This is a genomic window from Qipengyuania flava, assembly GCF_011762005.1.
GTDB classification, from domain to species: domain Bacteria; phylum Pseudomonadota; class Alphaproteobacteria; order Sphingomonadales; family Sphingomonadaceae; genus Qipengyuania; species Qipengyuania flava.
Window position 1 is genome coordinate 721711 of record NZ_JAASQU010000001.1, and the last position, 24985, is coordinate 746695.

General features: G+C 63.4%; 19 protein-coding genes, 2 tRNA genes and 1 other RNA gene. 14 read left to right on the top strand and 8 right to left on the bottom strand.

Annotation, left to right across the window (positions count from 1 at the left end; genetic code table 11):
* Positions 1 to 8 precede the first annotated feature (8 nt).
* The 4 genes from ssrS to FHS69_RS03575 all read left to right on the top strand — a co-directional run bounded on the left by ssrS (position 9) and on the right by FHS69_RS03575 (position 2475).
* Positions 9 to 179: non-coding RNA, 6S RNA (gene ssrS / locus FHS69_RS13965), on the top strand.
* Positions 180 to 203: 24 nt separating this feature from the next.
* Positions 204 to 776, top strand: a complete 573-nt coding sequence (locus tag FHS69_RS03565) for a 5-formyltetrahydrofolate cyclo-ligase (RefSeq protein WP_226697589.1) — start codon at positions 204 to 206, stop codon at positions 774 to 776.
* On the top strand, positions 773 to 988 hold the full coding sequence (locus FHS69_RS03570; RefSeq protein WP_067501347.1) for a DUF2842 domain-containing protein: 216 nt from the start codon (positions 773 to 775) through the stop codon (positions 986 to 988). Before FHS69_RS03565 ends, FHS69_RS03570 begins: the two co-directional genes overlap by 4 nt.
* 50 nt (positions 989 to 1038) lie before the next feature.
* Complete coding sequence (locus FHS69_RS03575; protein ID WP_166776562.1) at positions 1039 to 2475, top strand: MFS transporter; 1437 nt, start codon at positions 1039 to 1041, stop codon at positions 2473 to 2475.
* 32 nt (positions 2476 to 2507) lie between these two features.
* Here the strand turns inward: FHS69_RS03575 and FHS69_RS03580 are convergent.
* The 5 genes from FHS69_RS03580 to thyA all read right to left on the bottom strand — a co-directional run bounded on the left by FHS69_RS03580 (position 2508) and on the right by thyA (position 7510).
* A tRNA-Asp gene (locus tag FHS69_RS03580) sits at positions 2508 to 2584 on the bottom strand.
* A gap of 226 nt (positions 2585 to 2810) precedes the next feature.
* Positions 2811 to 4130, bottom strand: coding sequence for a dihydrolipoamide acetyltransferase family protein (locus FHS69_RS03585; RefSeq protein WP_166776563.1), 1320 nt, complete (start codon positions 4128 to 4130; stop codon positions 2811 to 2813).
* Between the two features lie 5 nt (positions 4131 to 4135).
* Positions 4136 to 5197: an alpha-ketoacid dehydrogenase subunit beta gene (locus FHS69_RS03590; RefSeq protein ID WP_166776564.1), complete on the bottom strand. Its 1062-nt coding sequence runs from the start codon at positions 5195 to 5197 to the stop codon at positions 4136 to 4138.
* On the bottom strand, positions 5194 to 6498 hold the full coding sequence (locus FHS69_RS03595; protein ID WP_166776565.1) for a 3-methyl-2-oxobutanoate dehydrogenase (2-methylpropanoyl-transferring) subunit alpha: 1305 nt from the start codon (positions 6496 to 6498) through the stop codon (positions 5194 to 5196). The genes FHS69_RS03590 and FHS69_RS03595 overlap by 4 nt, the downstream gene beginning before the upstream one ends.
* A 79-nt stretch (positions 6499 to 6577) precedes the next feature.
* Entirely contained in the window at positions 6578 to 7510 is a 933-nt protein-coding gene (gene thyA, locus FHS69_RS03600) for a thymidylate synthase (protein ID WP_166776566.1), read from the bottom strand.
* A 140-nt stretch (positions 7511 to 7650) separates the two neighbouring features.
* Between thyA and FHS69_RS03605 the strand changes: the two genes are divergently transcribed.
* Positions 7651 to 7727: transfer RNA gene (locus tag FHS69_RS03605), tRNA-Pro, on the top strand.
* A 111-nt stretch (positions 7728 to 7838) separates the two neighbouring features.
* Here the strand turns inward: FHS69_RS03605 and FHS69_RS03610 are convergent.
* Entirely contained in the window at positions 7839 to 8753 is a 915-nt protein-coding gene (locus FHS69_RS03610; RefSeq protein ID WP_166776567.1) for a hydrogen peroxide-inducible genes activator, read from the bottom strand.
* A gap of 104 nt (positions 8754 to 8857) precedes the next feature.
* Between FHS69_RS03610 and FHS69_RS03615 the strand changes: the two genes are divergently transcribed.
* From FHS69_RS03615 to FHS69_RS03630, 4 genes are all read left to right on the top strand, one after another.
* Positions 8858 to 9064 carry an HP1242/YdcH family protein gene (locus FHS69_RS03615; protein ID WP_166776568.1) on the top strand — a complete coding sequence of 69 codons (207 nt, stop codon included), beginning with the start codon at positions 8858 to 8860 and terminating at the stop codon, positions 9062 to 9064.
* An 88-nt stretch (positions 9065 to 9152) separates the two neighbouring features.
* Positions 9153 to 10343, top strand: coding sequence for a Na+/H+ antiporter NhaA (gene nhaA, locus FHS69_RS03620; RefSeq protein ID WP_166776569.1), 1191 nt, complete (start codon positions 9153 to 9155; stop codon positions 10341 to 10343).
* A complete protein-coding gene (locus FHS69_RS03625; protein ID WP_166776570.1) occupies positions 10340 to 11320 on the top strand; it encodes a calcium/sodium antiporter in 981 nt (326 codons plus the stop codon). Before nhaA ends, FHS69_RS03625 begins: the two co-directional genes overlap by 4 nt.
* A 16-nt stretch (positions 11321 to 11336) precedes the next feature.
* Positions 11337 to 12062, top strand: coding sequence for a carbonic anhydrase (locus tag FHS69_RS03630; RefSeq protein ID WP_216082338.1), 726 nt, complete (start codon positions 11337 to 11339; stop codon positions 12060 to 12062).
* Between the two features lie 120 nt (positions 12063 to 12182).
* Here FHS69_RS03630 and FHS69_RS03635 read toward each other — a convergent pair whose 3' ends face one another.
* Together FHS69_RS03635 and FHS69_RS03640 are read right to left on the bottom strand one after the other, a co-directional pair.
* Complete coding sequence (locus tag FHS69_RS03635) at positions 12183 to 13700, bottom strand: MFS transporter (RefSeq protein WP_166776571.1); 1518 nt, start codon at positions 13698 to 13700, stop codon at positions 12183 to 12185.
* A gap of 113 nt (positions 13701 to 13813) precedes the next feature.
* On the bottom strand, positions 13814 to 14851 hold the full coding sequence (locus FHS69_RS03640; protein ID WP_166776572.1) for a LacI family DNA-binding transcriptional regulator: 1038 nt from the start codon (positions 14849 to 14851) through the stop codon (positions 13814 to 13816).
* A gap of 304 nt (positions 14852 to 15155) precedes the next feature.
* Here FHS69_RS03640 and FHS69_RS03645 point away from each other — a divergent pair, with 304 nt between their 5' ends.
* The 5 genes from FHS69_RS03645 to FHS69_RS03665 all read left to right on the top strand — a co-directional run bounded on the left by FHS69_RS03645 (position 15156) and on the right by FHS69_RS03665 (position 24956).
* The gene (locus tag FHS69_RS03645) at positions 15156 to 17849 is read left to right on the top strand and encodes a TonB-dependent receptor (RefSeq protein ID WP_166776573.1); all 2694 of its coding nucleotides are present in this window, start codon (positions 15156 to 15158) and stop codon (positions 17847 to 17849) included.
* A 69-nt stretch (positions 17850 to 17918) separates the two neighbouring features.
* Positions 17919 to 19472 carry a tryptophan halogenase family protein gene (locus FHS69_RS03650; protein WP_166776574.1) on the top strand — a complete coding sequence of 518 codons (1554 nt, stop codon included), beginning with the start codon at positions 17919 to 17921 and terminating at the stop codon, positions 19470 to 19472.
* Entirely contained in the window at positions 19472 to 21301 is a 1830-nt protein-coding gene (locus FHS69_RS03655; protein ID WP_166776575.1) for an alpha-amylase family glycosyl hydrolase, read from the top strand. Before FHS69_RS03650 ends, FHS69_RS03655 begins: the two co-directional genes overlap by 1 nt.
* Positions 21298 to 22923 carry an alpha-amylase family glycosyl hydrolase gene (locus tag FHS69_RS03660; protein WP_166776576.1) on the top strand — a complete coding sequence of 542 codons (1626 nt, stop codon included), beginning with the start codon at positions 21298 to 21300 and terminating at the stop codon, positions 22921 to 22923. The genes FHS69_RS03655 and FHS69_RS03660 overlap by 4 nt, the downstream gene beginning before the upstream one ends.
* Positions 22920 to 24956 carry a glycoside hydrolase family 97 protein gene (locus FHS69_RS03665; protein ID WP_166776577.1) on the top strand — a complete coding sequence of 679 codons (2037 nt, stop codon included), beginning with the start codon at positions 22920 to 22922 and terminating at the stop codon, positions 24954 to 24956. Before FHS69_RS03660 ends, FHS69_RS03665 begins: the two co-directional genes overlap by 4 nt.
* Positions 24957 to 24985 lie beyond the last annotated feature (29 nt).

Genomic DNA, 24985 nt, shown 5'->3' on the forward strand with positions numbered 1-24985 from the left:
GCGCGGTGGCGGGGCTGCCCGGCACGAGCCGCATGAATATCCCTGAGGCTATAAGCAATCCATGGGAGCTGTCCCTGCCCTGGTCCACCGGTTCGGCCGTGGGATCGGGGCATACGGTACCCACCTGACGTTTTAGGCGTCAGAGGATTTCGCCGGAAACGACCCATGGTGGTCCCGCCACTTTCACCCAGGAGGAACGCAGCGTGACCAAGGACGATCTTCGCAAGGATCTGCGCATCGCGCGCCGCGACCATGTCACCGCGCTCCCGGCATCGATGCGGACGCTGGTCTTCATGCGACCGCCTGCCCCGCTTGGCGCGCTGGTACCCGAGGGCGCGACGATCGGCCTTTACCACGCCAATCCCTACGAAGCGCCCACCGCAGCCTATGCGCGCCATTTCTTCGAGCAGGGTCACGAACTGGCCCTGCCGCGCTTCGCCGGTCGCGGCGAAGCCATGCGATTTGCACGCTTCATCGATCCCTTCGACGACAGCGACTTGGAAAAGGGGCCCTACGGGCAACCGCAGCCCCTTGCCGACGCACCGCTCGTACAGCCGCAGGTGCTGTTCGTTCCGCTGGTCGGCTTCACGAGCCAGGGCGCTCGCCTCGGACAGGGCGGCGGACACTATGATCGCTGGCTGGCCGATCACCCCGATACAGTGGCGATCGGACTGGCATGGGATTGCCAGCTCGTCGACGCATTGCCGGTCGAGCCGCACGATATCCCGTTGACCGCGATCATAACCCCCACCCGTATCTATGGACCTTTCGCATGAGGAACGAACCCACGTGGCGCATCCCGGTCGGCATTCTCGGCCTGCTCTTCGTGCTGGCGGTCTATGGCGTGGTAATCGCGCGCTACGCACCCGACCTGATCGGCGACTGGCCGACGCTCGTGCAGACGGTGATCTACATCGTGCTCGGGTTGATCTGGCTGCTGCCGCTGCGCCGTTTCCTGATCTGGATGGAAACCGGACGCTGGGGCTGATTGCCAAGCGGAGGGCCTTGCCCTAGCCTCTCCCGCGGAGAGGGAAAATCATGACATCAGGAGAGGGCACGGCCACGCGGCCGTCGGTCTGGCTCAAGCTGGCGCATGGATCGGGCGCCGCGGCGTTCGGCATCAAGAACGGCGGCTTCGATTACTTCCTGCTGTTGTTCTACGGGACGGTCGTCGGGCTCGAGCCGGGGCTGGTCGGCCTTGCCATCCTGATCGCACTGGTAATCGACGCGATCAGCGACCCGCTGGTCGGCTATTGGTCGGACAATTTCCGTAGCCGCTGGGGCCGCCGCCATCCCTTCATGTATGCCGCCGCAATGCCTGTCGCGCTGAGCTATTTCCTGCTCTGGAACCCACCAGACTGGGGCCAGACGGGCCTGTTCCTTTACCTCACGCTCATCGCTGTTCTGATCCGCACCTTCATCACCTTCTACGAGACCCCCAGCTCGGCGCTCATCCCGGAGATCACGGCGGATTACGAGGAACGCACCAGCCTGCAATCCTACCGGTTGCTGTTCGGCTGGTCGGGCGGAAACCTGATGACGATCGTCATGTTCGGCGTCTTGCTCACCGGTCCGCTCGGCATGCGCGACCGCGATGCCTATGCCACTTACGGGATCATCGCCTCGGTGCTGATCTTCGCGGCCATCATGATCTCGGCGCTCGGCACGCACCACAAGATTCCCGACCTCCACCGACCGGTCGAGACAGGCGAACGCTACAGCGTCGCGCGTATCTTTCGCGAAATGATCCAGACGTTGAGCGAGAAGAGCTTTGTGGCGCTGTTCTTCGCCACCATGCTGTTCGCGGTAGCCAGCGGGCTTTCGGCCGCGCTCGCCTTCCTCATGCTCAACTATTTCTGGGGCTTCAGCGAATTCCAGATCTTCATCTGGACCTGCACCGTGTTTCTCTCCGCCCTGTTGGGATTTCTGGTCGCACCATGGACCACGCGGCGGCTGGGGAAGAAGCGCGCGACTATCGTGCTGGGGCTGCTGGCTTTCACCATTCAGCCAATGCCGGTGCTTCTGCGCCTTGCCGGGCTGATGCCCGAAAATGGCGATCCGCTGCTGTTTCCATTGGTGCTTGCGATCAACGTCGTCGACCTGTCGCTCATCATCGCGGTGCAGGCCGTGGCCTTCTCGATGATTGCCGATCTGGTAGAGTCGAACGAAGTGCGCACCGGCCGACGATCCGAGGGCGTCTATTACGCGGCGGTGACCTTCACGCGGAAGACAACGCAGGGGCTCGGGGTGCTGGCCGCGGGGCTGATCCTGTCGTTCATCGATTTCCCCGAAGGTGCCGAGCCCTCCAGCGTGTCGCAGGAAGTGTTGTGGCAATTGGGCGCGCTCTACGCACCCGCGCTGCTGGCCATTTATCTCGCGGCGCTGTTCTGCATTGCGCGCTATCGGATCGACAAGGCCGAGCACGAGGAGAACCTGCGGCGGCTTGCTGCAGCGCGTGCAGCTGCAACCGACTGACAACCTATTCGCTTGTAAGGAAAATCCCCAAGTGGCGCGAGTGACGGGACTCGAACCCGCGACCTTCGGCGTGACAGGCCGACACTCTAACCAACTGAGCTACACCCGCGCAGCCACTTGGGAGCCGCGCATCTACGGGCGGCTCCGATTCCTGTCAACGCAGATTCGCTGCTTTTTTCGAACTTTTTTACAAAGCGGCAATCGGCTTCTCTATTTACCGCAAAACCGCCGATTTCTGCGCGTTTTTACCACATGACAACACGCAAAGGGCCCCCGAACCCATGGTCCGGGAGCCCTGTGTCGTCGCGGCCCGCAGCAAGCGCTGCGAAAGGCCTTCAGTCGACGAGGATCAATGCGGGCGTTTCAAGCAGGCGTTTGAGCGCCTGGACGAAGCTCGCCGCGTCCCAGCCATCGACCACGCGATGATCGCAGCTGATCGAAATATTCATCAGCTTGCGCTTCTCGATCCGCTCCACTCCATCCGCACCGGTCACATACATCGGCCGTTCGATGATACGGTTCGGTCCGATGATCGCCACTTCGGGGCGATTGATAACCGGTGTCGTCGCCACACCGCCAAGCGGACCCAGCGACGTCACGGTCAGCGTGCCGCCCTGCATTTCTTCCGACTTGGCGGTTCCGGTCCGCGCAGCTTCAGCCAGACGCGCGATCTCGTTGGCCAATTGCCAGAGGTTCTGCGCCTGCGCATTGCGGATAACCGGGACCATCAGGCCCGCATCGGTCTGCGCCGCCATACCCATGTTCACCGAACCGTGACGGGTCACGATGCCCGCCTCGTCGTCATAGCGGGCGTTGATCATCGGGAAATCGGGCAGCGTCTTGCAGATGGCAGTGATCAGCAACGGCAGGATCGTCAGCTTGGGCTTCTCGCCGCGATTGCTGTTGAGCTGCGCGCGGAGCACTTCCAGATCGGTAACGTCGACTTCCTCGACATAGGAGAAGTGCGGGATGTTGCGCTTCGACGCGGCCATGTTCTCGGCGATGCGGCGACGCATGCCGATGACCTTCTTCTCTTCGTCCGCGCGGGGCTTGGCGGCAGCGCCATATCCCGCATTGTAGGACAGGAACTGGTCGAGATCGCCATGCCGGATACGTCCGTCCTCGGCAGGCTTTACCTGCGCGAGATCGACACCCAGATCCTTGGCGCGCTTGCGCACTGCCGGAGTAGCGAGCACCTTGGCCGGTGCGGAGGGTTCGGGTGCCGGGCGCGGTTCGGGCTGCGGTGCCGGATCGGGATCGGCTGCCAGCGCATCATTCGCGTCCGACGCATCGGAAGTCTCGACCTCGATCCGTTCCTCGACCGGTTCCGCCTTGGGAGCGGGCGCCGGTTCTGGTGCCGGTGCTGCTTCAACAACAGCCTGGCTTTCTTCAGCAACATCGTCGGGCACTTCGCCCTCGACCTCGATCACCACGAGCATCGACCCGATCGAGACCATGTCGCCTTCGCCGCCGGCGATCTCGAGGATCTTGCCGGTCACCGGGCTTTCCATCGGGACAGTCGCCTTGTCGGTCATCATGTCGACGAATTCCTCGTCTTCATTGACCGTGTCACCGACCTGCTTGTGCCATTGCACGATTTCGGCCTCGGCGATGCCTTCGCCGATATCGGGCATGTTGAAGGTAAATTTCGCCATGGGGATCAGTCCTTGAGGATCTTGTCGATGGCCTCGCCGATGCGGATCGGGCCGGGGAAATAGGCCCATTCGAGGCTGTGGGGATAGGGTGTGTCGAAACCGGTGACGCGTTCCACCGGGGCTTCGAGATGGTAGAAGCAGCGTTCCGTCACGAGTGCGGAAAGTTCCGCGCCAAACCCGCTCGTACGGGTCGCTTCGTGCACGATCAGGCAGCGCCCGGTGCGTTCGACCGAAGCCTCGATCGTCTCGATGTCGAGCGGCACCAGCGTACGCAGGTCGAGAATGTCGGCTTCGACGCCCTTTTCACGGCATACCGCCTCGACCACATGGACCATAGTGCCATAGGCGAGAATGGTGAGCTGCTCGCCCTCGGTCACCTGTCGCGCCTTGCCCAGCGGGATCTTGTAATAACCCTCGGGGACCACGCTGGCGTCGAACTTCTTCCACGGCTGCACGGGCTTGTCGTAATAACCCGAGAAAGGGCCGTTGTAGATACGCTTGGGCTCGAAGAAGATGACTGGGTCATTGTCTTCGATGCAGGAGATCAGCAGCCCCTTCGCATCGTAGGGCGTGGCCGGGATCACGGTCTTCAGACCCGAGACGTGGGTGAAGATCGCTTCGGGGCTCTGGCTGTGCGTCTGGCCGCCGAAGATGCCGCCGCCGAAAGGCGAACGGACGGTCAACGGCGCGATATATTCGCCCGCCGAACGGTACCGCAGGCGCGCCGCCTCCGAGATCAGCTGGTCGAGCCCGGGATAGATATAATCGGCAAACTGGATTTCAGGTACCGGACGCAGGCCATAGGCGCCCATGCCCACTGCCACCGCGATGATCCCGCATTCGTTGATCGGCGTGTCGAACACGCGGGTCTTGCCGTATTTCTCCTGCAGCCCCGCGGTGCAGCGGAAGACGCCGCCAAAATAGCCGACGTCCTCGCCCATCACCACGACATCGTCGTCGCGGCCCATCGACACGTCCAGCGCGTCGTTGATCGCCTCGATCATGTTGAGGCGGCGTTCATCCTGCTGCTCGGCGGCGGGCAGTTCCTTAGTCTCGGTCTCGCTCATGCCTCGGGCAGTCCTTCGGGAAACTTGGTCTGGCGTTCATGCACCGCCTGATCGGCCTGCTCGCGCAGGTGCCAGGGAAGCTCTTCGAAGACATCTTCGAACATAGTGCGGAACGGGTGGTGGAGGCCGTGGCCGAGGATACCGTTGGCCTCGGCCTCTTTGGTGACCTTCTTGACGTGCTCGGCCGCTTCCAAGTCCATCTTCTCCTGCCGCTCCTCGTCCCATTCACCGATTGCGATGAGGTGGTTCTTGAGCCGCATGACCGGATCGCCAAGCGGCCATTCGCTGCGCTCCTGCGCACTGCGGTAGCCGCTGGGATCGTCCGAGGTTGAATGCCCCTCAGCGCGGTAGGTAAAGAACTCGATCAGCGTCGGTCCGGCATTGGCCCGCGCGCGATTGGCTGCCCAGCGCTCGGCGGCATAGCAGGCGAGGGCGTCGTTGCCGTCGACCCGCAGACCCGCAAGACCGTAGCCCAGCGCGCGCGCGGCAAAGGTGGTGCGCTCCGCCCCGGCGAAACCGCTGAAGCTGGAGATCGCCCACTGGTTGTTGATAACATTGAGGATAACCGGTGCATTATACACCGTCGCGAAGGTGCAGGCCGAATGGAAGTCGCCTTCCGCAGTGCTGCCCTCGCCAACCCAGGTCGCGGCGATGCGGCTGTCGCCCTTCATCGCGCTGGCCATCGCCCAGCCCACCGCCTGCGGCGTCTGCGTGGCAAGGTTGCCGCTGATGGTGAAGAAGCTGTGCTCGCGGCTCGAATACATGATCGGCAGTTGGCGGCCCTTCAGCTTGTCGCCCTTGTTGGAATAGATCTGGTTGATCATTTCGATCAGCGGGTAACCGCGCTGGATCAGGATGCCCTGCTGGCGGTAGCTGGGAAAGACCATGTCGTCCCCCGCCAGAGCCATCGAGGCCGAGACGCTGGTCGCCTCCTCGCCGGTGCACTTCATGTAGAAGCTGGTCTTGCCCTGCCGCTGTCCGCGGAACATGCGTTCGTCGAATGCGCGCGTCATCGCCATGTGGCCGAGCATCTTGCGCAGCGTGTCGGGATCGAGCTTGGGATCCCACGGGCCGTGCGCCTTGTCGTCATCACCCAGAACGCGGACCAGCCCGAAGGCGAGATCGCGCATTTCAGCTGGATCGCACGCTTCGTCGGGTCGCGGGGTGCTGCCCGCCGCGGGCACATCTATATGCGAGAAATCGACCGTGTCGCCCGGCCGGAACTTGGGTTCGGGAACATGCAGCGAAAGCTTGGGGCGGTTGTCGCCCTGTGCTGCACTACCCTCGGGCCTGTCGGCCATAGAATCGTCTCCCAGACGCAATCTTACGCTTAAGCGTTATTTTATTTCACGGATGGGAAACGGTCAAGTCAGGCTCGTTTCACACCGCGACGGGCGCCTTAATCGGCCCGTGCGGCGTGTAATCGTGCACTGCGAAATCCTCGATAGCGTAGTCGAAGACAGTGTCCGGGCGCCGCATTATCTCAAGCCGTGGGTGACCGCGTGGTTCCCGCGCCAGTTGCTCGGTGATGAGCGCTTCGTGATTGAGATAGAGATGCGTATCGCCCCCGGTCCATACCAGTTCACCCGGCTCCAGCCCGACCTGCTGCGCAATCATCCGCGTAAGCAGCGCAGCGGACCACAGGTTGAACGGCAGCCCCAGCGCGACATCGCAGCTGCGCTGGTAGAGCAGGCAGTTCAGCCGCGTGCCGTCCGCGCCGACGTGGAATTGATAGGTCTTGTGGCACGGCGGCAGCGCCATCGCATCGAGCTCGGCGACGTTCCAGCCCTCGATAATGTGGCGCCGACTCCCCGGATTGTCGCGCAGCGAAGCGATCACCTGAGCGACCTGGTTGATGCCCGGCCCCGCACGATAGCTGCCATCGCCCTGCGCTTCATATGTCGGCCAGTCGACCCATTGCTTGCCATAGACAGGACCGAGGTCACCCCAACGCATGGCGAAGTCCTCATCCTCGGCAATCCGCGCGACGAAATCCTCCAGTGCGATCGGCTCGCCCGTTTCCCTGACATAGCGGGCATGCGGCCACTCGTTCCAGATTTTGACGCCTTGCAAGACCAGCGGGCGGATGTTGGTTTCGCCGGTCAGGAACCACAGCAATTCGCGTGTCGCGGTCTTCCAGTAAACGCGCTTGGTGGTGATCAGCGGCATCGCGCCATTGGTTAGGTCGAACCGCAGCATTGCGCCGAACACCGAGCGCGTACCGATCCCGGTACGATCGACGCGCTGGTCGCCCTCGTCCCAGATACGCCGCATAAGATCGAGATATTGCTGTTCGTAATGCGGCTGGGACACGCGCTTCCGCCCTTTCTGAAGGTCGGGCCGCCCTAACCCGAAATTGTCGCAAATGCCCGCTTGCGTGCATCGCAATCCACACCTATAGGGCGCGCCTGCTTCGCACCCGCACCGTCCAGAACGGTCCGGGCCGATCCGGTCGGGGAGTAGCTCAGCCTGGTAGAGCACTGTCTTCGGGAGGCAGGGGCCGGAGGTTCGAATCCTCTCTCCCCGACCACGATAACCCAGCGGAAACGCTGGGTTTTTTCGTATTTGGAGCTCATTCAAGCGGGAATCGCTTGATGGTGCGGACCTGCGGTTGCGGGGACACCGGACCGCGTCCGGGAGATCATGCCGACATGTCCCCCAAGCGGCCTCGAGCTTCTTCGGCGATGATCGCTGCGATCTCGGCATAGAGATCGGCGAAAGCGGCAGACTGGCGCCATGCCGCGCCGATGCTGCGATATTCCTGCCAGCCATCGGGTTCGGCGATCCGCACCACGTCGAGCCCGCCCGCATCCGAACGGATATAGAGTTCAGGCAATATCGCCAGCCCCACTCCGGAGCCGACCATCTGCTGCAGCGCGTCGAGACTGGTGCCTTCGTAATCAGCCAGCACCGAACTGCCGAGCGCTGTGCAGATCTCAACGAGCTGGCGGTGATAGTGATGGCGATGGTCGAGCGTGAGGAAGGTCCGCCCCGAGAAGTCATCTGGGCATAGTACGACGCGGTCACCCAAGCGATCATCGGGTGGGACGACGATCCGCAGGCGTTCGCGAAACAGGGGTTCGACATGCAAACCGTGCCCCGCGACCGGCAGTGGCGAGAGCACCATGTCGAGTTCGCCCGCCGCCAGTTCGCCGTGCTGGATATCGGGGATGCCTTCGCGAATGAACAGCCGCAGATCGGGATACCGCCGGTGCAGCGTCTTGATCACGCTGGGCATCAGATAGGGGCCGATGGTGGGCGTTACGCCGAAACGGATCGAACCGACGAACCGCTCCGCTGCGCGATCTGCGGCATCTTCGAAGCCGCGCTGCGCGCTCAACACGCTGCGCGCGGGAGCCAACAGGTCGCGCCCCGCCGGGGTAAGCTGCATGCCCTTGGGGACCCGCTCGAACAATTTCACGCCAAGGCGGGTTTCGAGTGTGCGCAATTGCTGGCTCAGCGCTGGCTGCGTCAGCCCCAACGTCACCGCTGCCTCGCCCATGTTGCGGGTTTCCGCAAGCCTGGCGAAAATCGCGATCTGCCTGAGGGTAATCATCCCGCCCCATTAGCATTACTTATCGCTTCGCCGCAATGTTTCGAATTGGATTATCGCTCAGGCGATCCTCATACCTTTTCTGAAGACAGACGAAGGAGAGAGCGATGACCAGTTCGCCCGACGAAAAGATCATGAAACCCTACTTGCGCAAACTCCTGCGCGAGCATCGCGCACTGAACCGCCTCATCGACACCACCAAAGCGGTGGGCGCGAGCGAGGACATTAAAGCAATGAAGCGCCTTCGCTTGCGACTGAAAGACAAGATCGCCGCGCTCCAGCGCCACTATTACGGGCGCAGCCTCGCGGGCTGACCCGCAGGCGGCGACCGGCTCCTCTCCCCCCTCCCCAAGACCAGGGGCCAGTCGTCGCCACCCCGCCATTTTCGAAGGGATAGCCATCATGAGTCCGATCAGCCCCGCCGAGCGCCTGCGCGCCTTCATCGCCAGCGAAAGCGCGGGCGGCATCATCCTGATTGTGGCTGCTGCGCTGGCGCTGGCGATCGCCAATTCCCCGCTCCTCCCCGATTACCAGAAGCTCTTGTCGACGCCGGTGGCGTTCAGCGCAGGCAGCCTCGTCGCGATCGACAAGCCGCTGCTGCTGTGGATCAACGACGGGCTCATGGCGCTGTTCTTTTTCCTCATCGGGCTGGAAGTGAAGCGCGAGATCGTGACCGGTCAGCTGCGCAGCTGGAAACAGGCCTCGCTCCCCATCATCGCTGCAATCGGCGGCATGGCGATCCCGGCGATCGTCTTCGTAGCGCTCAATCTTGGCTCGCCGGAGAACTTGCGCGGCTGGGCGATCCCCGCCACCACCGACATCGCCTTTGCGCTGGGCCTGCTTGCCCTGCTCGGTTCGCGCGTTCCGGTGGCTCTCAAGGCCCTGTTGCTCGCCATTGCAATCATCGACGATATCGGCGCGATCGCGATCATCGCGATCTTCTACACCGAGAACATGAATCTCGCCGCGCTCGCGCTGGCGTTGATCCCCGCCGCCGCCATGCTGCTCCTGAACCGCGCGGGCGTGGCACGGACGATACCGTATTTCCTGTTCGCCGCGCTGCTGTGGATCTGCGTCCTAAAATCCGGTGTCCATGCGACGCTGGCGGGCGTGGTGACCGCGCTGTTCGTGCCCATCGCGACGGGCGAAGAGCGGCCGCTCGAACGGCTCGAGCATGTCTTGCACCCGTGGGTGGCCTTCCTCATCCTGCCGATCTTCGCCTTCGCCAATGCCGGCGTGTCCTTTGCCGGTGCAGGGCTGGACGCGCTGCTCGCCCCGCTGTCGCTGGGAATTGCGGCGGGCCTCGTCATCGGCAAGCAGCTGGGTATTTTCGGCGCCTGCTGGCTCGCCGTGAAGGCCGGCTGGGCTAGGCTGCCCGAAGGCGTCGGTTTCCGCCATGTATACGGCCTGTCCTGCCTCGCCGGGATCGGCTTCACCATGAGCCTGTTCATCGGCAACCTCGCTTTCGCGGATCCGCAGCAGATCGCCGCGGTCAAGTTCGGGGTGCTGGGTGGATCGCTGGTCTCGGCGATCACGGGTATCGTGGTGCTGCGCTTCGCGAGCCCGCGCAAGCAGACGCAGTTGGCCGCATGACGATTGCGCTGTCGCTTGTCGCGGCAGGACTCGTCGCGCTGGTCGTTGGCGGCGACGTACTCGTCCGCGGTGCTGTGGCGCTGGCCGAGAAGGCAGGGGTCAGCGCGTTGGTGATCGGGGTCGTCATCGTCGGTCTCGGCACGTCCATGCCCGAACTGGTAACCAGTATCGAGGCCGCGCTGGCGGGCGCACCTGCCATCGCCTGGGGCAATATCGCCGGTTCGAACATTGCCAACAGCCTGCTGATCCTTGGAGCTGCGGCGCTGGTAGCACCCATCGCGATTGTCTCGCGCAATCGCTGGCGCGACCCCCTGGTTGCTGTGGGTGCAAGCGTGATCGTGCTGGCGCTGGCGGCGAGCGGTGCGGGATCCGCGCCGCTGGGCCTCGTATTGCTCGCCTGCCTCGCGGGCTACATCGCCTATTGCTATCGCGAGGAGCGCCTTGCCCAACCCGTCAGCGTGCACAATGCACCGTTCGACAGGGCGCAGGCGCTCGAGCTCACGGACACGCATTTGCACGATTTGCGCAACGGCTGGGCCAAGCCGATCTTGCTGACACTGGTCGGGCTCGGCGTGCTGATCGCCGGCGGCCGCATGCTGGTGCTCGGCGCGATCGACCTCGCCCGGATGGCGGGTCTGACCGAGACACTGATCGGGTTGACGATCGTTGCCATCGGCACCTCGCTGCCCGAACTGGTCACTTCAGTAATCGCCGCACGCAAGGGCGAGACCGAAGTCGCCTTCGGGAATGTCGTGGGATCGAATATCTACAATCTTCTGGGCATCGGCGGCGCGACCATGCTGTTCGCCCCCGGGCCGATCCCCGCCGACCTGCTTCCCGTCGACCTCGGCCTCGTGGCTACCAGCGCAGCGATCATCCTCGGCTTCACCCTACTCCGCGGCGTTTCACGTATTCCCGCGCTGGCCCTGCTGGCCGGTTACGCGGCCTATCTCGCCTACCTCGTTTCCAATGCATGACTTCAAGGAGCATACAATGATGTCACGACGCAATGTTCTCGCCGGTGCGGCTGCTGCGGGAGGTGCCATGGCGACCGGGGTCGGCGCGGCTGCGGCTCAAGCCCCGATCCCCGCGCGGCTTGCCCCTGTGATCGACGGCAAGACCGCTCTGTCGCCCGACGAGGCGCTCGATCTCCTGATCGAGGGCAATCGCAACTTCCTTAACGACGTGCCTACCTCGGCCCCGGTGGGACGTGAGCGACGGCTGGAGATCGCGCAGGGCCAAGCGCCCTTCGCGGCCTATGTTACCTGTTCCGACAGCCGCGTATCGCCCGAAATCCTCTTCGGCCGCGGCCTGGGCGAGCTGTTCATCATCCGCAATGCGGGCAACACGGTGGACACCGTCGCGCTGGGATCGATCGAATATGCGGTTGCCGAACTGGGCGTGCCGCTGATCGTCGTCATGGGGCACGAATCCTGCGGCGCGGTGAAAGCGGCCAAGGCCGTGGTCGATGACAACGCGACCTTCCCCGGGAGCATCGGGCGCATGATTGAACCGATCATTCCTGCCGTGCTCGAAGTGCGCGATCGCGAAGGCGACATGCTCGACCATGCGATCCGCAACAATGTCTCGCGCGTGGTGCACCAGCTGCGCACGACAACCGATCCCTTGCTGCTCGACCCGCAGAAGACCGGCAAGCTGAAGGTGGTCGGCGCGCATTACAATCTGGGGAGCGGCGCGGTCGACTTCTTCGACCGCTAGCCTTTCGCTGATACCATTCCGCGTCCGCGGCCGCCCGCCGCCCGCCGCCCGCACCCAGCGGGAGGGCTGGCGGTCACGGGTCGCGCCCTTGATGCCTCGTAGCGTGAGCAGGTTGCCTCCTTACGAGGGAATCGCCGCCTTGACGCGCTGCATGGCCAATGCCGCCACCAGCCAGCTCGCTGCGGCGAACAGCATGGTCCATACCGGTTCACCGGGAAAGAAGGCCTGCATGATAGAGCCCATGACGGTCGCCACCAGCAATTGCGGCACGACGACGAAGACGTTGAACAGCCCCATGTAGATGCCCAGCTTCGCTTGCGGCAGATTGCTCGCGAGAATGGCGTAGGGCATTGCGAGAATGCTGGCCCAGGCGATGCCGATGCCGACTTCGGCGAGCAGCAGCAGCGTGGCGTCGCGGACGAAAACGAACATAAGGAACCCGCCGGCGCCAAGCGTGAGGCAGATCGAATGCGTCATCACCTGCCCGACGCGGCGGCTGAGCCATGGCAACAGCGCGAGCGCTGCCACCGCAGCCACTGCATTGTAGACCGTGAACAGCACGTTCACCCAATTCGCGCCTTCGTTATAGGCCGCGCTGGTCGTGTCGGTGCTGCCGAACACGTATTGGGTCACCACCGGCGTGGTGTTGATCCACATGATGAACAATGCCGACCAGCTGAAGAACTGCACCAGCGCGAGCCGCTTCATCACGTCGGGCATGCCTGCGAAATCGCCGACGATGCTCGACAGCATATTGGCGCTGCGCCCCTGCCTGGCCAGCGCAATGCCAATGCCGCTGATGACGCCGTAGGCTGCCAGTAACGCGCCCAGCAGCAGGACTTCCTTCTCCAAGGCAAGCCGGTCGACCGCCAGCATCACGGCGAGGCCGGCCCCGATCCATACCGCGCCCCCTACATAGCTCTTGCTTGCCAGCGCACGAACCGGGTGCTGGGGCGCCGCTTCCTGGGCATGCGCGAAGGCGGCCTGTTGTTCGGGACTGTATTCGCGCGTGGTGACGATGGTCCACAAAACCGCACAGAAGAGCGCCAGCCCGCCACCCCAGAAGCTCCATTTTACCGTGTCGGGAATTCCGCCGTCGGCAGCGAGATTGCTTACCCCGAGCTGTTCGAGGAACCACGGGAAGATCGAACCGACCACCGCGCCTGCCCCGATGAACGCGGTTTGCACCGCATAGCCCGCTGCGTGCTGGTCGGTGTGGAGCATGTCGCCCACGAAAGCGCGAAACGGTTCCATCGAGATATTGAGCGAGGCATCGAGCAGCCACAGCATCGCCGCGGCGAACAGTAGCGGGGCACCGAAGGCCGGGCTGAGCGGCATCAGGAACAGCGCGAGCGCGGACAGGATTGCGCCGGTCAGGAAGTAGGGACGCCGACGACCGAGCCGATTCCAGGTGCGGTCGGACAAATGCCCGATGATCGGTTGGACCAGCAGCCCGGTCAGCGGTGCAGCGACCCACAGCGCGGGCAGGTCGTCGATGCTAGAACCCAGCGTCTGGAAGACGCGGCTCATATTGGCATTCTGCAGCGCAAAGCCGATCTGGATGCCGAAGAAACCGAAGCTGATGTTCCACAGCCCCGCGAAATTCTGACGCGGCTTCTGCTGCAGCAATTGATCCATGAAAAGTCCCTCGTCCCTGTCGCAACGGATCTTGCTGCCCGTTTCGATACCACCCGCCGGGCGCTTGCATGGCTGCCGCCGCCCGCCAAGTGCGTATACGAATACGTGCGCGGTCAGGCCGCTCCGCTGCTGCGGCGCACGACCAGCGTACCAGGCAGCTTGCGCGGCGGCAGGTCGCGCCCTTCGATCTGCGCGAGCAATGTCTCGACCAGCGCCTGCCCCGCCCCGCGGATGTCCTGCATCACCGTGGTGAGCGGCGGCGTGGTCAGGCTGGCGGCAGGAATATCGTCGAACCCGACAACGGCAACGTCTTCGGGGACGGTCAGGCCGGCATCGGCCAGGGCGCGCATGGCGCCGATCGCGATCAGGTCGCTGGCGGCAAAGATTGCGTCGAACCGCGCCCCGCCTTCGAGCAGTGCCTGCGCCGCGGAACGCCCCTCTTCCTCGGTCGTCAGCGCGTCGAACTGCATTGCCGGATCGGGGCCAAGACCTGCCCCGCGTAACGCCTCGACCAATCCGCGATAACGCCCTGCGAACTCGGGATAATGGTCGTCGGCATGGCCCAGGAAAGCGATCCTGCTGCGCCCCCCCGCGATCAGATGTTCACCCGCAAGCCGCCCCGCCGCGACATTGTCGGTGCCCACCGTGACACCGCTGCTGTCGCTCGAAACCGATCCCCAGCGCGCGAAATGCGTCCCCTGGCGCCCAAGCTGTTCCATCCGCTCGCGATATTGCGTGTAATCGCCATAGCCGAGCAGGATCAGCCCATCGGCGCGATGGCTGTCCTGGTACTGGACGTGCCAATCGTCCTCCATTCGCTGGAACGAGATCAGCAGGTCGAGCCCCCGGTCCGCGCACGCGCGCGTGATCGACCCGAGCATCGCCAGGAAGAACGGATTGATCATGCTTTCGTCGGGAGTCGGGTCTTCGAAGAACAACAGTGCTATCGTGTTCGAGCGCTGGCTACGCAGCGACGACGCGTTCTTGTCGACCGTGTAATTGAGGTCGCGGGCAATTTGTTCGATCCTGGCGCGCGTCTTGGCGCTGACTGCCTTGTCCCCACGCAGAGCACGGCTGACGGTCGGCTGCGAAACCCCCGCGGCGTAAGCAATGTCGAAACTGGTCGGTCGACCCGTCGGCTTGCGACCCATCACGCGTCTCCTGTGCCGGGTCGCCCCGGGTACTCTCCCAAGCTTGCATAGAAAGCCGGCGGCGGTCAGGCAACGCCGAGTCTCTGAAAGGCGCAGGAAACCGGCGGTCCTGTGGCACTATTGCAAATATGCATCGCGCACAGTTGCAGCGCAACAACATACGTATGCTCTCTTCCGCAGGCTGCAGCGAGCGACCTATGCGGCGCTCAGATCGGACGCTGCAGGGACGCGGCATCCGAAGGGACTAAAGAATTCTGCCCAGGCAACCGCAAAGGGTTCCGGGCCACTTGGGGAGTGCATTGAAATGGCAATTCGCAGCAAGCTTTCTGCAACCGTCAGCCTGTCGGCATGTGCGGTCGCCCTGACCGGTTTGGCGACGCCCGCCTGGGCGCAGGACGCCGAAGAGGCGGCCGATGAGGGCGATGTAATCATCGTCTCGGGCTATCGCGCCTCGCTGGAAAGCGCGATCGCGGAAAAGCGCGAAAAGGACCAGATCATCGAATCGGTCTCGAGCGAGGACATCGGCAAGCTCCCCGACGCCTCGATCGGTGAATCGATCGCCCGCCTTCCCGGCCTGACCTCGCAGCGTATCTCCGGCCGTGCCGGTTACATTTCGGTCCGTGGCTTCGGCCCCGACTTCTCGAGCACGCTGCTCAACGGCCGCCAGCAGACGTCGACCAACGACAACCGCGGCATCGAGTTCGACCAGTACCCTTCCGAAGTCGTGAGCTCGGTCGATGTGTACAAGTCGCCATCGGCCGACCTCGTCGGACAGGGGCTCGTCGGCACCATCGACATCCGCACCATCCGCCCGCTCGAAAAGGGCGAGCAGGTCATCGCCTTCGGGGCCCGCGGGGTCTATGCCGATCTCGGCAAGCTCAACAGCGGTTCGGACGACCTCGGCTACCGCGTCTTCGGGACCTATGTCGACCAGTTCCTCGGCGACACCGTCGGGCTTGCGCTTTCGGTCGCCTATTCCGAAGAGCCCTACCAGACCGAGGAATTCGAAGCCTGGGGCTACGCTGATGGTCCGGACGGCGACAAGATCGTCGGCGGCGTGAAGCCGTTCGTGACTTCGTCCAACCTCAAGCGGCTCGGCATCAACGGCACCGTGCAATACGAGGCATCGCCCTCGACCATGCTGACGCTCGATGGCTTCTATTCGGATTTCGATGACACCAACATCAAGCGTGGCATCGAAATCCCGCTGGCATGGTCGGGCGCCGCGCTTTCGCCCACCGGGCTTGAATCGACCGACGGCGTGATCACCGGCGGCACCTTCTCGGGCGTCGAGGCCGTGGTCAACAACCACAATTACGTACGCAAGGCGAAGCTCTATTCGGGTGGCCTCAATGTCGAACACGAAGGTGAAGACGGCTGGAACGTCAATGCCGACATCAGCTTCTCGCGCACCGACCGCAACGAGCTGATCCTCGAATCGAACGCCGGCACTGCGCCCGGCGGCGGCACCGGCGCAACCGATACGCTGACCTTCCGCTCGACCCCCAGCGGCACCTTCTTCACCGACCAGGTGCTCGACTACAGCGACCCGACGCTGATCCAGCTGACCGACCCGCTCGGCTGGGGCGGCGGCGCACCGGGCGGCCGCCAGCACGGCTATTACAACGACCGGATCGTCGAAGACGAATTGTGGCAGTTCCAGGCCGACATCGAGAAGGAACTCGACGGCGGCTTCCTCAGCTCGGTCCAGGCCGGTTTCGATTACGTGACCCGCAGCAAGTCGCTGGTTCCCGACGAATACTTCCTGCAGCTTTCGGGTGATCGCCTGCAGGCTCAGGTACCCAGCCAGTACCTGCTCTCGCCGACCAATCTCGACTATCTCGGCCTCGGCCCGATGGTCAGCTACAACCCGCTCGACCTGCTGGAGGGTGGCGAATACGTCATCGTCCCGAACACCGCAGAAGACGTGTTGTTCAAGACGTTCTCGATCGACGAGGACATCATGACCTTCTTCGTCCAGGGCAACATCGAGAGCGATTTCGGCAACGCGCTGCTCACCGGCAACTTCGGCGTCCAGGCGATCCATACCGACCAGAGCTCGACCGGCTTCGTTAACACCGGTGCCGCACAGGGCATCATCGAGCGCACGATCGGCGACAATTACTGGGACATCCTGCCCAGCCTCAACCTGTCGCTGCGCTTCGACAGCGATTTCGTGATCCGCTTTGCCGCAGCCCGCGAAATCCAGCGCCCGCGTCTCGACGACATGCGCGTCAATTTCAGCTACGGCGTCGACCCGATCGAGCGCATCGTGACCGGTTCAGGCGGCAACCCTTCGCTGCGCCCCTACCGTGCTACCGCATTCGATCTCAACTTCGAGAAGTACTTCGGCAACAAGGGCTATCTCGCGGCGCAGCTGTTTTACAAGAAGCTGCACAACTACATTTACACGGCAGAATTCCCGTTCGATTACAGCAGCTACCCCGTCGTCGATCCAGGCTACGCCTTCAGCTACCAGGGTCGCATCAGCGCTCCGATCAATGGCGATGGTGGCGAGATCTACGGGATCGAGGCAGCCGGTACGCTGCCGTTCGAGACCTTCGTCTCCGCGCTTGAGGGCTTCGGCGTGACCGGCGGCGTCAGTTACACCAAGTCGAAGATCCAGCCCGACCCGAACACGCCGGCATCGGACATCCCCGGCTATTCGCGCTGGGTCGCCAACGGCACGGCCTATTTCGAGAAGGGTGGCTTCTCGGTCCGCGGCTCGATGCGCTACCGTTCGACCTTCCTCGGCGATTTCTCTGGCTTCGGCGCGAACCGCGTGCGGCGCCGGGCGAAGGCAGAGACGATCATCGACGCGCAGATCGGCTACGATTTCCAGTCCGACAGTGCGCTCGAAGGCCTCTCGCTCTTCATCCAGGGCTTCAACCTGACGAACGAGCCCTTCGTCGCAATCAATCCGGGCGAACCGCTGCAGGTGATGAACTACCAGAACTACGGGCGCCGCTTCATGGGCGGCTTCACCTACAAGTTCTGATCCCCGGGTCGTCATTCCCCGGTGCGCACAGTACCGGGGAATTCCCGAACCTTTCGTGGGGGATAGGTGATGGCTGAGCAACCGCAATCCAACCGTGCCCGCAGTCCGCGGCCGGGCCATCGCATCGTCATTGTCGGCGGCGGTACGGCCGGATGGATGACTGCCGCTGCGCTGTCGCGCTTCTGCGGTCGCGACTGGGGGATCACGCTGGTCGAATCCGACGCGATCGGCACGGTCGGCGTAGGCGAGGCCACCATCCCGATGATCCGCAACTTCAACGCGGCGCTCGGGATCGACGAAGCCGAATTCATCGCCGCCACCAATGGTACCTACAAGCTGGGCATCGAGTTTGTCGGCTGGGGAGCGCCCGAAAGCCGCTATCTCCACGCTTTCGGGCTGGTCGGGCGCGGGCTCGGCCTGCTGCCCTTCCAGCATTACTGGCTGCGCGCACGTGCCGAAGGATTCGGCGGCCCGATCGGCGACTACGTGTTGAATGCAATCGCCTGTCGCGAAGAACGCTTTGCCCATGTCGAGCGCCAGCCGGGCAGCGCCTTGCCCCCGATGCCGTTCGCCTATCATTTCGATGCGGGGCTCTACGCCGCCTTTCTGCGGCGGTATGCGGAGACGCGTGGCGTCCTGCGCGAGGAAGGACGCATCGACCACGTCGAAACACGGGCCGACGGAGGTGACATCGCCTCGGTCCGCATCGACGGCGGACGCGTCGTCGAGGGCGATCTGTTCATCGATTGCTCGGGCTTTCGCGGCCTGCTGATCGAGGACACGCTTCAGACCGGATGGACCGACTGGTCGCACTGGCTGCCATGCGATCGGGCCATTGCCGTACCGTGCGAACCGAGCGAGCCATCGCTTCCCTACACGAGGTCCACCGCCCGCGAAGCCGGCTGGCAATGGCGCATCCCGCTGCAGAACCGCATCGGCAATGGCCACGTGTTCAGTTCCGCGCATATGAGTGAGGACGCCGCACAAGAAGCGCTGCTCGCCAACCTCGACGGCGAACCCACAGCCGAACCGCGGTTGCTGCGCTTCACCACCGGGATGCGCAAACAGGCATGGAACCGCAATGTCGTAGCGATCGGGCTGTCATCGGGTTTTCTCGAACCGCTTGAATCGACCAGCATTCATCTGATCCAGACGGGGATCAACCGGTTGCTGGACTACCTTCCCGTATCCGGGTTCGGCTCGCGCGACCGCGAAAACTTCAACCGCCGCACAGCCTTTGAGATGAAACGCATCCGCGATTTCATCATCCTGCATTATCACGCCAATGGACGCGAAGGTCAGCCGTTCTGGGATATGCTTCGCACCATGGCGGTTCCCGACACGCTGGCGGAAAAGATCGAGATGTTCCGTGCCGGCGGGAAAGTCGTGCGCGACCAGGACGAGCTCTTCGACGTGCCCGGTTGGGTGCAGGTGATGCTTGGTCAGGGCGTCGAACCGCAAGGCTGGCACCCGCTCGCGGACGAACTTCCGCGTGACCAGCTCGAGCAATTCCTCGCGACGGTGAAGAGCGCCTACGAGCGCGACGTCGCACGCATGCCATCCCATCAGGATTATGTCCGCCGGCTCGCCGACCAGGCTCGCCGCAAACTGGAAACCGCATAATGATACGACCTGCCCTCCCCCTCATCGCCCTCGGCCTCGCAGGGGTTGTCCATGCGCAACCGCAAGATGGCGATGCGGAAGCCCACTTCCGCGAGCGCCTGCCCAGCGAGGAGATTGTCTATTTCGTCCTGCCCGACCGGTTCGAGAACGGCGACCGCGCTAACGACAAGGGCGGCTTCAAAGGTGACCGGCTAGCGCATGGGTTCGATCCCGAACACAAGGGTTTCTTCCATGGCGGCGACCTCAAGGGTCTGACCGCGCGACTCGACTATCTCCAACAGTTGGGCGTAACCGCGATCTGGTTCGCTCCGATCTTCCAGAACAAGCCCGTACAGGGCGACCCGGGCTCCGAGAGCGCTGGCTATCACGGCTATTGGGTGACCGATTTCACCCGGCCCGACAGCCATTTCGGAACGCGTACCGAGTTCAAGGCCTTCGTCGAAGCGGCGCACGCCCGCGGGATGAAGGTCTATATGGACATCATCACCAACCACACAGCCGATGTCATCCGCTATGCCGAGGGTGACGAGACCGGCTACGTTTATCGCAGCCGCGGCGACTATCCCTATTCGCGAAAGGGCGGTATCGGGGGCGAGCCGATCAATCCCGGCTTCATGGGCGATGCCGACCGCAGCGCCGAGAATTTCGCTCGGCTGAGCGATCCGTCCTATGCCTACACACCCGTAGTCCCCAAGGCGGAAGCCGAGATCAAGGTTCCCGCCTGGCTCAACGACCCGATCTATTACCACAATCGCGGCGACACGACCTTCAGTGGCGAAAGCAGCCGGTTCGGCGATTTCGTGGGGCTCGACGATCTCTACACCGAGCATCCGCGCGTGGTCGAAGGAATGATCGACATTTACGCGGCATGGATCCGCGACTTCGGCATCGACGGTTTCCGCGTCGACACAGCGCGGCATGTGAACCCCGAATTCTGGCAGGCCTTCGTTCCCGCCATGCTCGAAACTGCGCGCGAAGCGGGCATTCCCAACTTCCACATCTTCGGCGAGGTCTACCGCGATAGTTCGGACAATGGCTATATCGCGCAGTACACGCGCCGTGACGGATTTCCCGCAGTGCTCGATTTCGCTTTCGCTCAGGCGATCCGCGAAACCGTGGCACAGGGCAAGGGAACGCATGTCCTCAACGAACTGTTCGACGGCGACGTGCTTTACGAGGGCGGTGAGGAAGCCGCGCTCGGCATGCCGACATTCCTCGGCAATCACGACATGGGTCGCTTCTCGACGATCGTGAAATGGGACCGGCCCGAGATCGGCCAGGAAGAGCTGCTTGCGCGCGTCAAGCTTGGTCATGCAATGCTGCTGACACTGCGCGGCAGCCCGGTGGTCTACTACGGCGACGAACAGGGATTCGTCGGCGACGGCAACGACCAGGCGGCGCGCGAAGACATGTTCGCTTCGCAGACCGCCAGCTACAACGACAACGCCCTGATCGGCACCGACGCGACGACTGCGCAGAGCAATTTCGACGCCGCGCATCCGCTGTACGAGCAGATCGCCGGACTCTCGGCGGTTCGTCGCGCGCATCCCGCACTGTCGCGCGGACGCCAGATGGTGCGCCACTATGGCGACAAGGAAGGAATTTTCGCGGTAAGCCGCTTCGACCCGGAAACCGGCGGCGAATATCTGTTGGCCTTCAACACGGCCGATCAGTCGCAGGAAGCGAATGTTCTGGTCGGCTACGATGCGCGCAGCTTCGAAACGCTTGCAGGCGATTGCCCTGCCGCCGTTGCCGCACCGGGGAGCGCACCGCTCGCCCTACCCGCCTTCGGTTGGGCGATATGCCGCGTGGCGGAGATCGCCGAATGAACCGCGCCGATCCGATCGAGACTGCAACCGCTACCGCCACCACGCGCCCGTGGTGGAAGGGGGCGACAATATACCAGATATATCCGCGCAGCTTCCAGGATTCGAACGGCGACGGGATCGGCGATCTGCCGGGCATTACGCAGCGCCTCCCGCATGTCGCCAGCCTGGGGGTCGATGCCATCTGGATATCGCCCTTCTTTACCTCGCCGATGAAGGATTTCGGCTACGACGTGGCGGACTATTGCGGTGTCGATCCGATTTTCGGAACGCTCGCGGATTTCGACGCGCTCATTGCCCGCGCCCACGAACTGGGACTCAAAGTCCTGATCGACCAGGTCTATTCGCACACTTCTGACGAACACCCCTGGTTTGCCGAAAGCCGCATGGGACGGTCGAACCCGAAGCAGGACTGGTACGTGTGGGCCGATGCCAAGCCCGATGGGTCGCCGCCTTCGAACTGGCAGTCCGTATTCGGCGGCCCCGCCTGGACCTGGGACGCACGCCGCGGCCAGTACTATCTGCACAATTTCCTCAGTTCGCAGCCGCAGCTCAACATGCACAACCCCGCGGTGCAGGATGCCGTGCTCGAGGTGATGCGCTTCTGGCTCGAACGCGGCGTCGACGGCTTCCGCATCGATGCGTTGAATTTCGCGATGCACGACCCGCAACTGCGCGACAATCCGCCCGCCCCTCCGACGGACAAACCGCGTACCCGCCCGTTCGATTTCCAGCTCAAGAAGCACAATATGTCGCATCCCGACATCCCGGGCTTCATCGAACGCATCCGCACGCTGACCGACCGGTATGACGGGATCTTCACCGTTGCCGAGGTCGGCGGGGACGAAGCCGAAGTCGAGATGAAGGCCTTCACCGAGGGCGAGACCCGTCTCAATTCGGCTTACGGCTTCAACTTCCTCTACGCCGACCGACTGACCCCCGGCGCGATCTGCGCGGCGTTGGCCGAATGGCCCGACCAGGATGGCGTAGGCTGGCCAAGCTGGGCCTTCGAAAATCACGACGCGCCACGCGCAGTCAGTCGCTGGTGGAACGCCGCTCATCGCGACCGCGCGGCGCGGATGAAGATGACGCTGCTCGCCTGCCTGCGCGGCAATATCATCCTCTATTATGGAGAAGAACTCGGGCTCACGCAGGTCGATATTCCCTTCGACCAGCTGCATGATCCCGAAGCGATTGCCAATTGGCCGCTGACGCTCAGCCGCGATGGCGCACGCACGCCGATGCCTTGGGAAGCGGGCGCGCCCTATTGCGGCTTCACCAGCGGCATACCCTGGCTGCCGCTTGGAGAAGATAACGTGACGCGCGCGGTCGAAACGCAGCATGACGACCACGGGTCGCTGCTGCATCACACGCGCGAGATGATTGCCATGCGCAAGGCGCAGCCGGCGCTCACCCATGGTGCAGTCACGCACTGCGAGGCGCGCAGCGACTTGCTCGTGCTCGAACGGCAAGCCGAAGGCGAAACGGTGCGTCTCTTCGTCAATCTGGGCGAAACGACATGCACACTCGATGGCGATGAAACCGCCGGCGAAATCATCGCCGCGGTGAACGGCGCCACGCCAGACGAACTTCCTTCCCATGCAGCCCTGGTGGTGAAACCATGAACATCCTCCGCGCCTTCGTCCCGCTAGCCTTCGCGATACTGGCCCCGACCACGGCCCATGCTGGCAGCGTCGCATCCCCCGACGGGCGCATCGTGGCGACGCTGGACACCAGCGGCGAGGGAACCCCGACCTATTCGGTCAGCTTCGATGGCGAGCAGGTGATCGATCCTTCCGCGATCGGTTTCATCTTCACCGACAGCAACCCGATGCGGCGCGATTTCACCGTGCTCGAAGAAAAGACCGCCAGCGTGGATACGCGGTGGGAGCAGCCTTGGGGTGAACGGCGCTTCGTCACTGACCGCCACAACGAACTGGCGGTGACTTTCCGCCAGCGCGATGCGGCCGCGCGCGAAATGACAGTGCGAATGCGCGTGTTCGACGACGGGCTCGGTTTCCGCGTCGAGTTTCCCGAACAGGACGGCATGCCGGTGGCAAACATCGCCGAGGAACTGACCGAGTTCCGGATTGCCTCGGATGGCGAGGCATGGTCGATCCCCGCGGGCGACTGGAATCGCTACGAATATCTCTATGAGCGTACGCCGATCAGCGCGCTGTCCACCGTGCACACGCCGGTCACGATGGTACTGGAGAACGGCACGCATATGTCGTTTCACGAAGCCGCCCTGGTCGACTACTCGGGAATGTGGCTGCGACGGATGGAAGGCACGCGACTGCGCGCGCAGCTCAGCCCCAGCCCGCGCGGCCCCAAGGTCGTGCACAAGGGCGCGTTCAACACACCGTGGCGCACAATACAGATCGCCGATGGGCCCGCAGGCCTGTTCGAAAGCGCGCTGATTCTCAACCTCAACGAACCCAACGCCCTGGGCGATGTCAGCTGGGTAGTCCCACACAAATACATCGGCATCTGGTGGGAGATGCACCTCGATGAGAGCAGTTGGGCATCGGGCGAAAAACACGGCGCCACGACGGCAAACGCCAAACGCCATATCGATTTCGCCGCCGAGCATGGTTTCCGTGGCGTGCTGATCGAAGGTTGGAACCTAGGCTGGGACGGCAATTGGTTCGGCAATGGCCGCGACTACGACTTTACCACCGCCTATCCCGATTTCGACATCGCTGAAGTCGCTCGGTACGCGCGCCAGAAGGGCGTGCGCATCATCGGCCATCACGAAACGGGTGGCAATATCGATGTCTACGAGCGCCAGCTTGATGACGCGATGGCGCTCTATGGCAAACTCGGCATCGACGCGGTGAAGACCGGCTATGTCGCGGACGCCGGCGGGGTTATTTCGCGCGATGCCGATGGTAACGAAATCTTCGTCTGGCACGACGGGCAGGAACAGGTGAACCATCACCTGCGCGTCGTCGAAACCGCGGCCGCAAACCGGATTGCGGTCAATCCGCACGAACCGGTGAAGGACACCGGACTGCGCCGGACCTATCCGAACTGGGTCAGCCGCGAAGGCGCGCGCGGGGGCGAATACGATGCCTGGGCCGAACCCAAGAATGGCCCCGACCACGTTCCCGAACTGATCTTTACGCGCCTGCTTTCGGGGCCGATGGATTATACGCCAGGCGTCTTCTCACTCGAAGGCCGCGACGCCGTTGCGCCCGACATCCCCTCCACGCTGGCGCGCCAACTGGCTTTCTACATCGCGATCTATTCGCCGATCCAGATGGTGGCCGATCTGCCGGAGAACATCACGGCGTATCCGCAGGCGCTCGACTTCGTCAAACGGGTCGCGGTCGACTGGCACGACAGCCGCCTGCTCCAAGGGGCGGTGGGTGAATATGCCGTCATTGCGCGGCAGGTCCGCGACAGCGATGCATGGTTCATCGGTGGGGTGACCGACGAGACCCCGCGTCGTCCGAACATCGCACTCGACTTCCTGCCCGAAGGTCGCACCTTCGTCGCGACCATCTGGGAGGACGGCGAACAGGCCGATGGTCTGGGCCACGATCGGCACGCGATGGATGTTCGCCAGGTGACCGTGCGGCACGGCGACACGCTCGACCTGCGCATGGCGCGCGCCGGGGGCTTCGCAGTCGAACTCATGCCCGCGGCCCAATAAGTCGACAGGGGGCGCAATGCCCCCTGCTC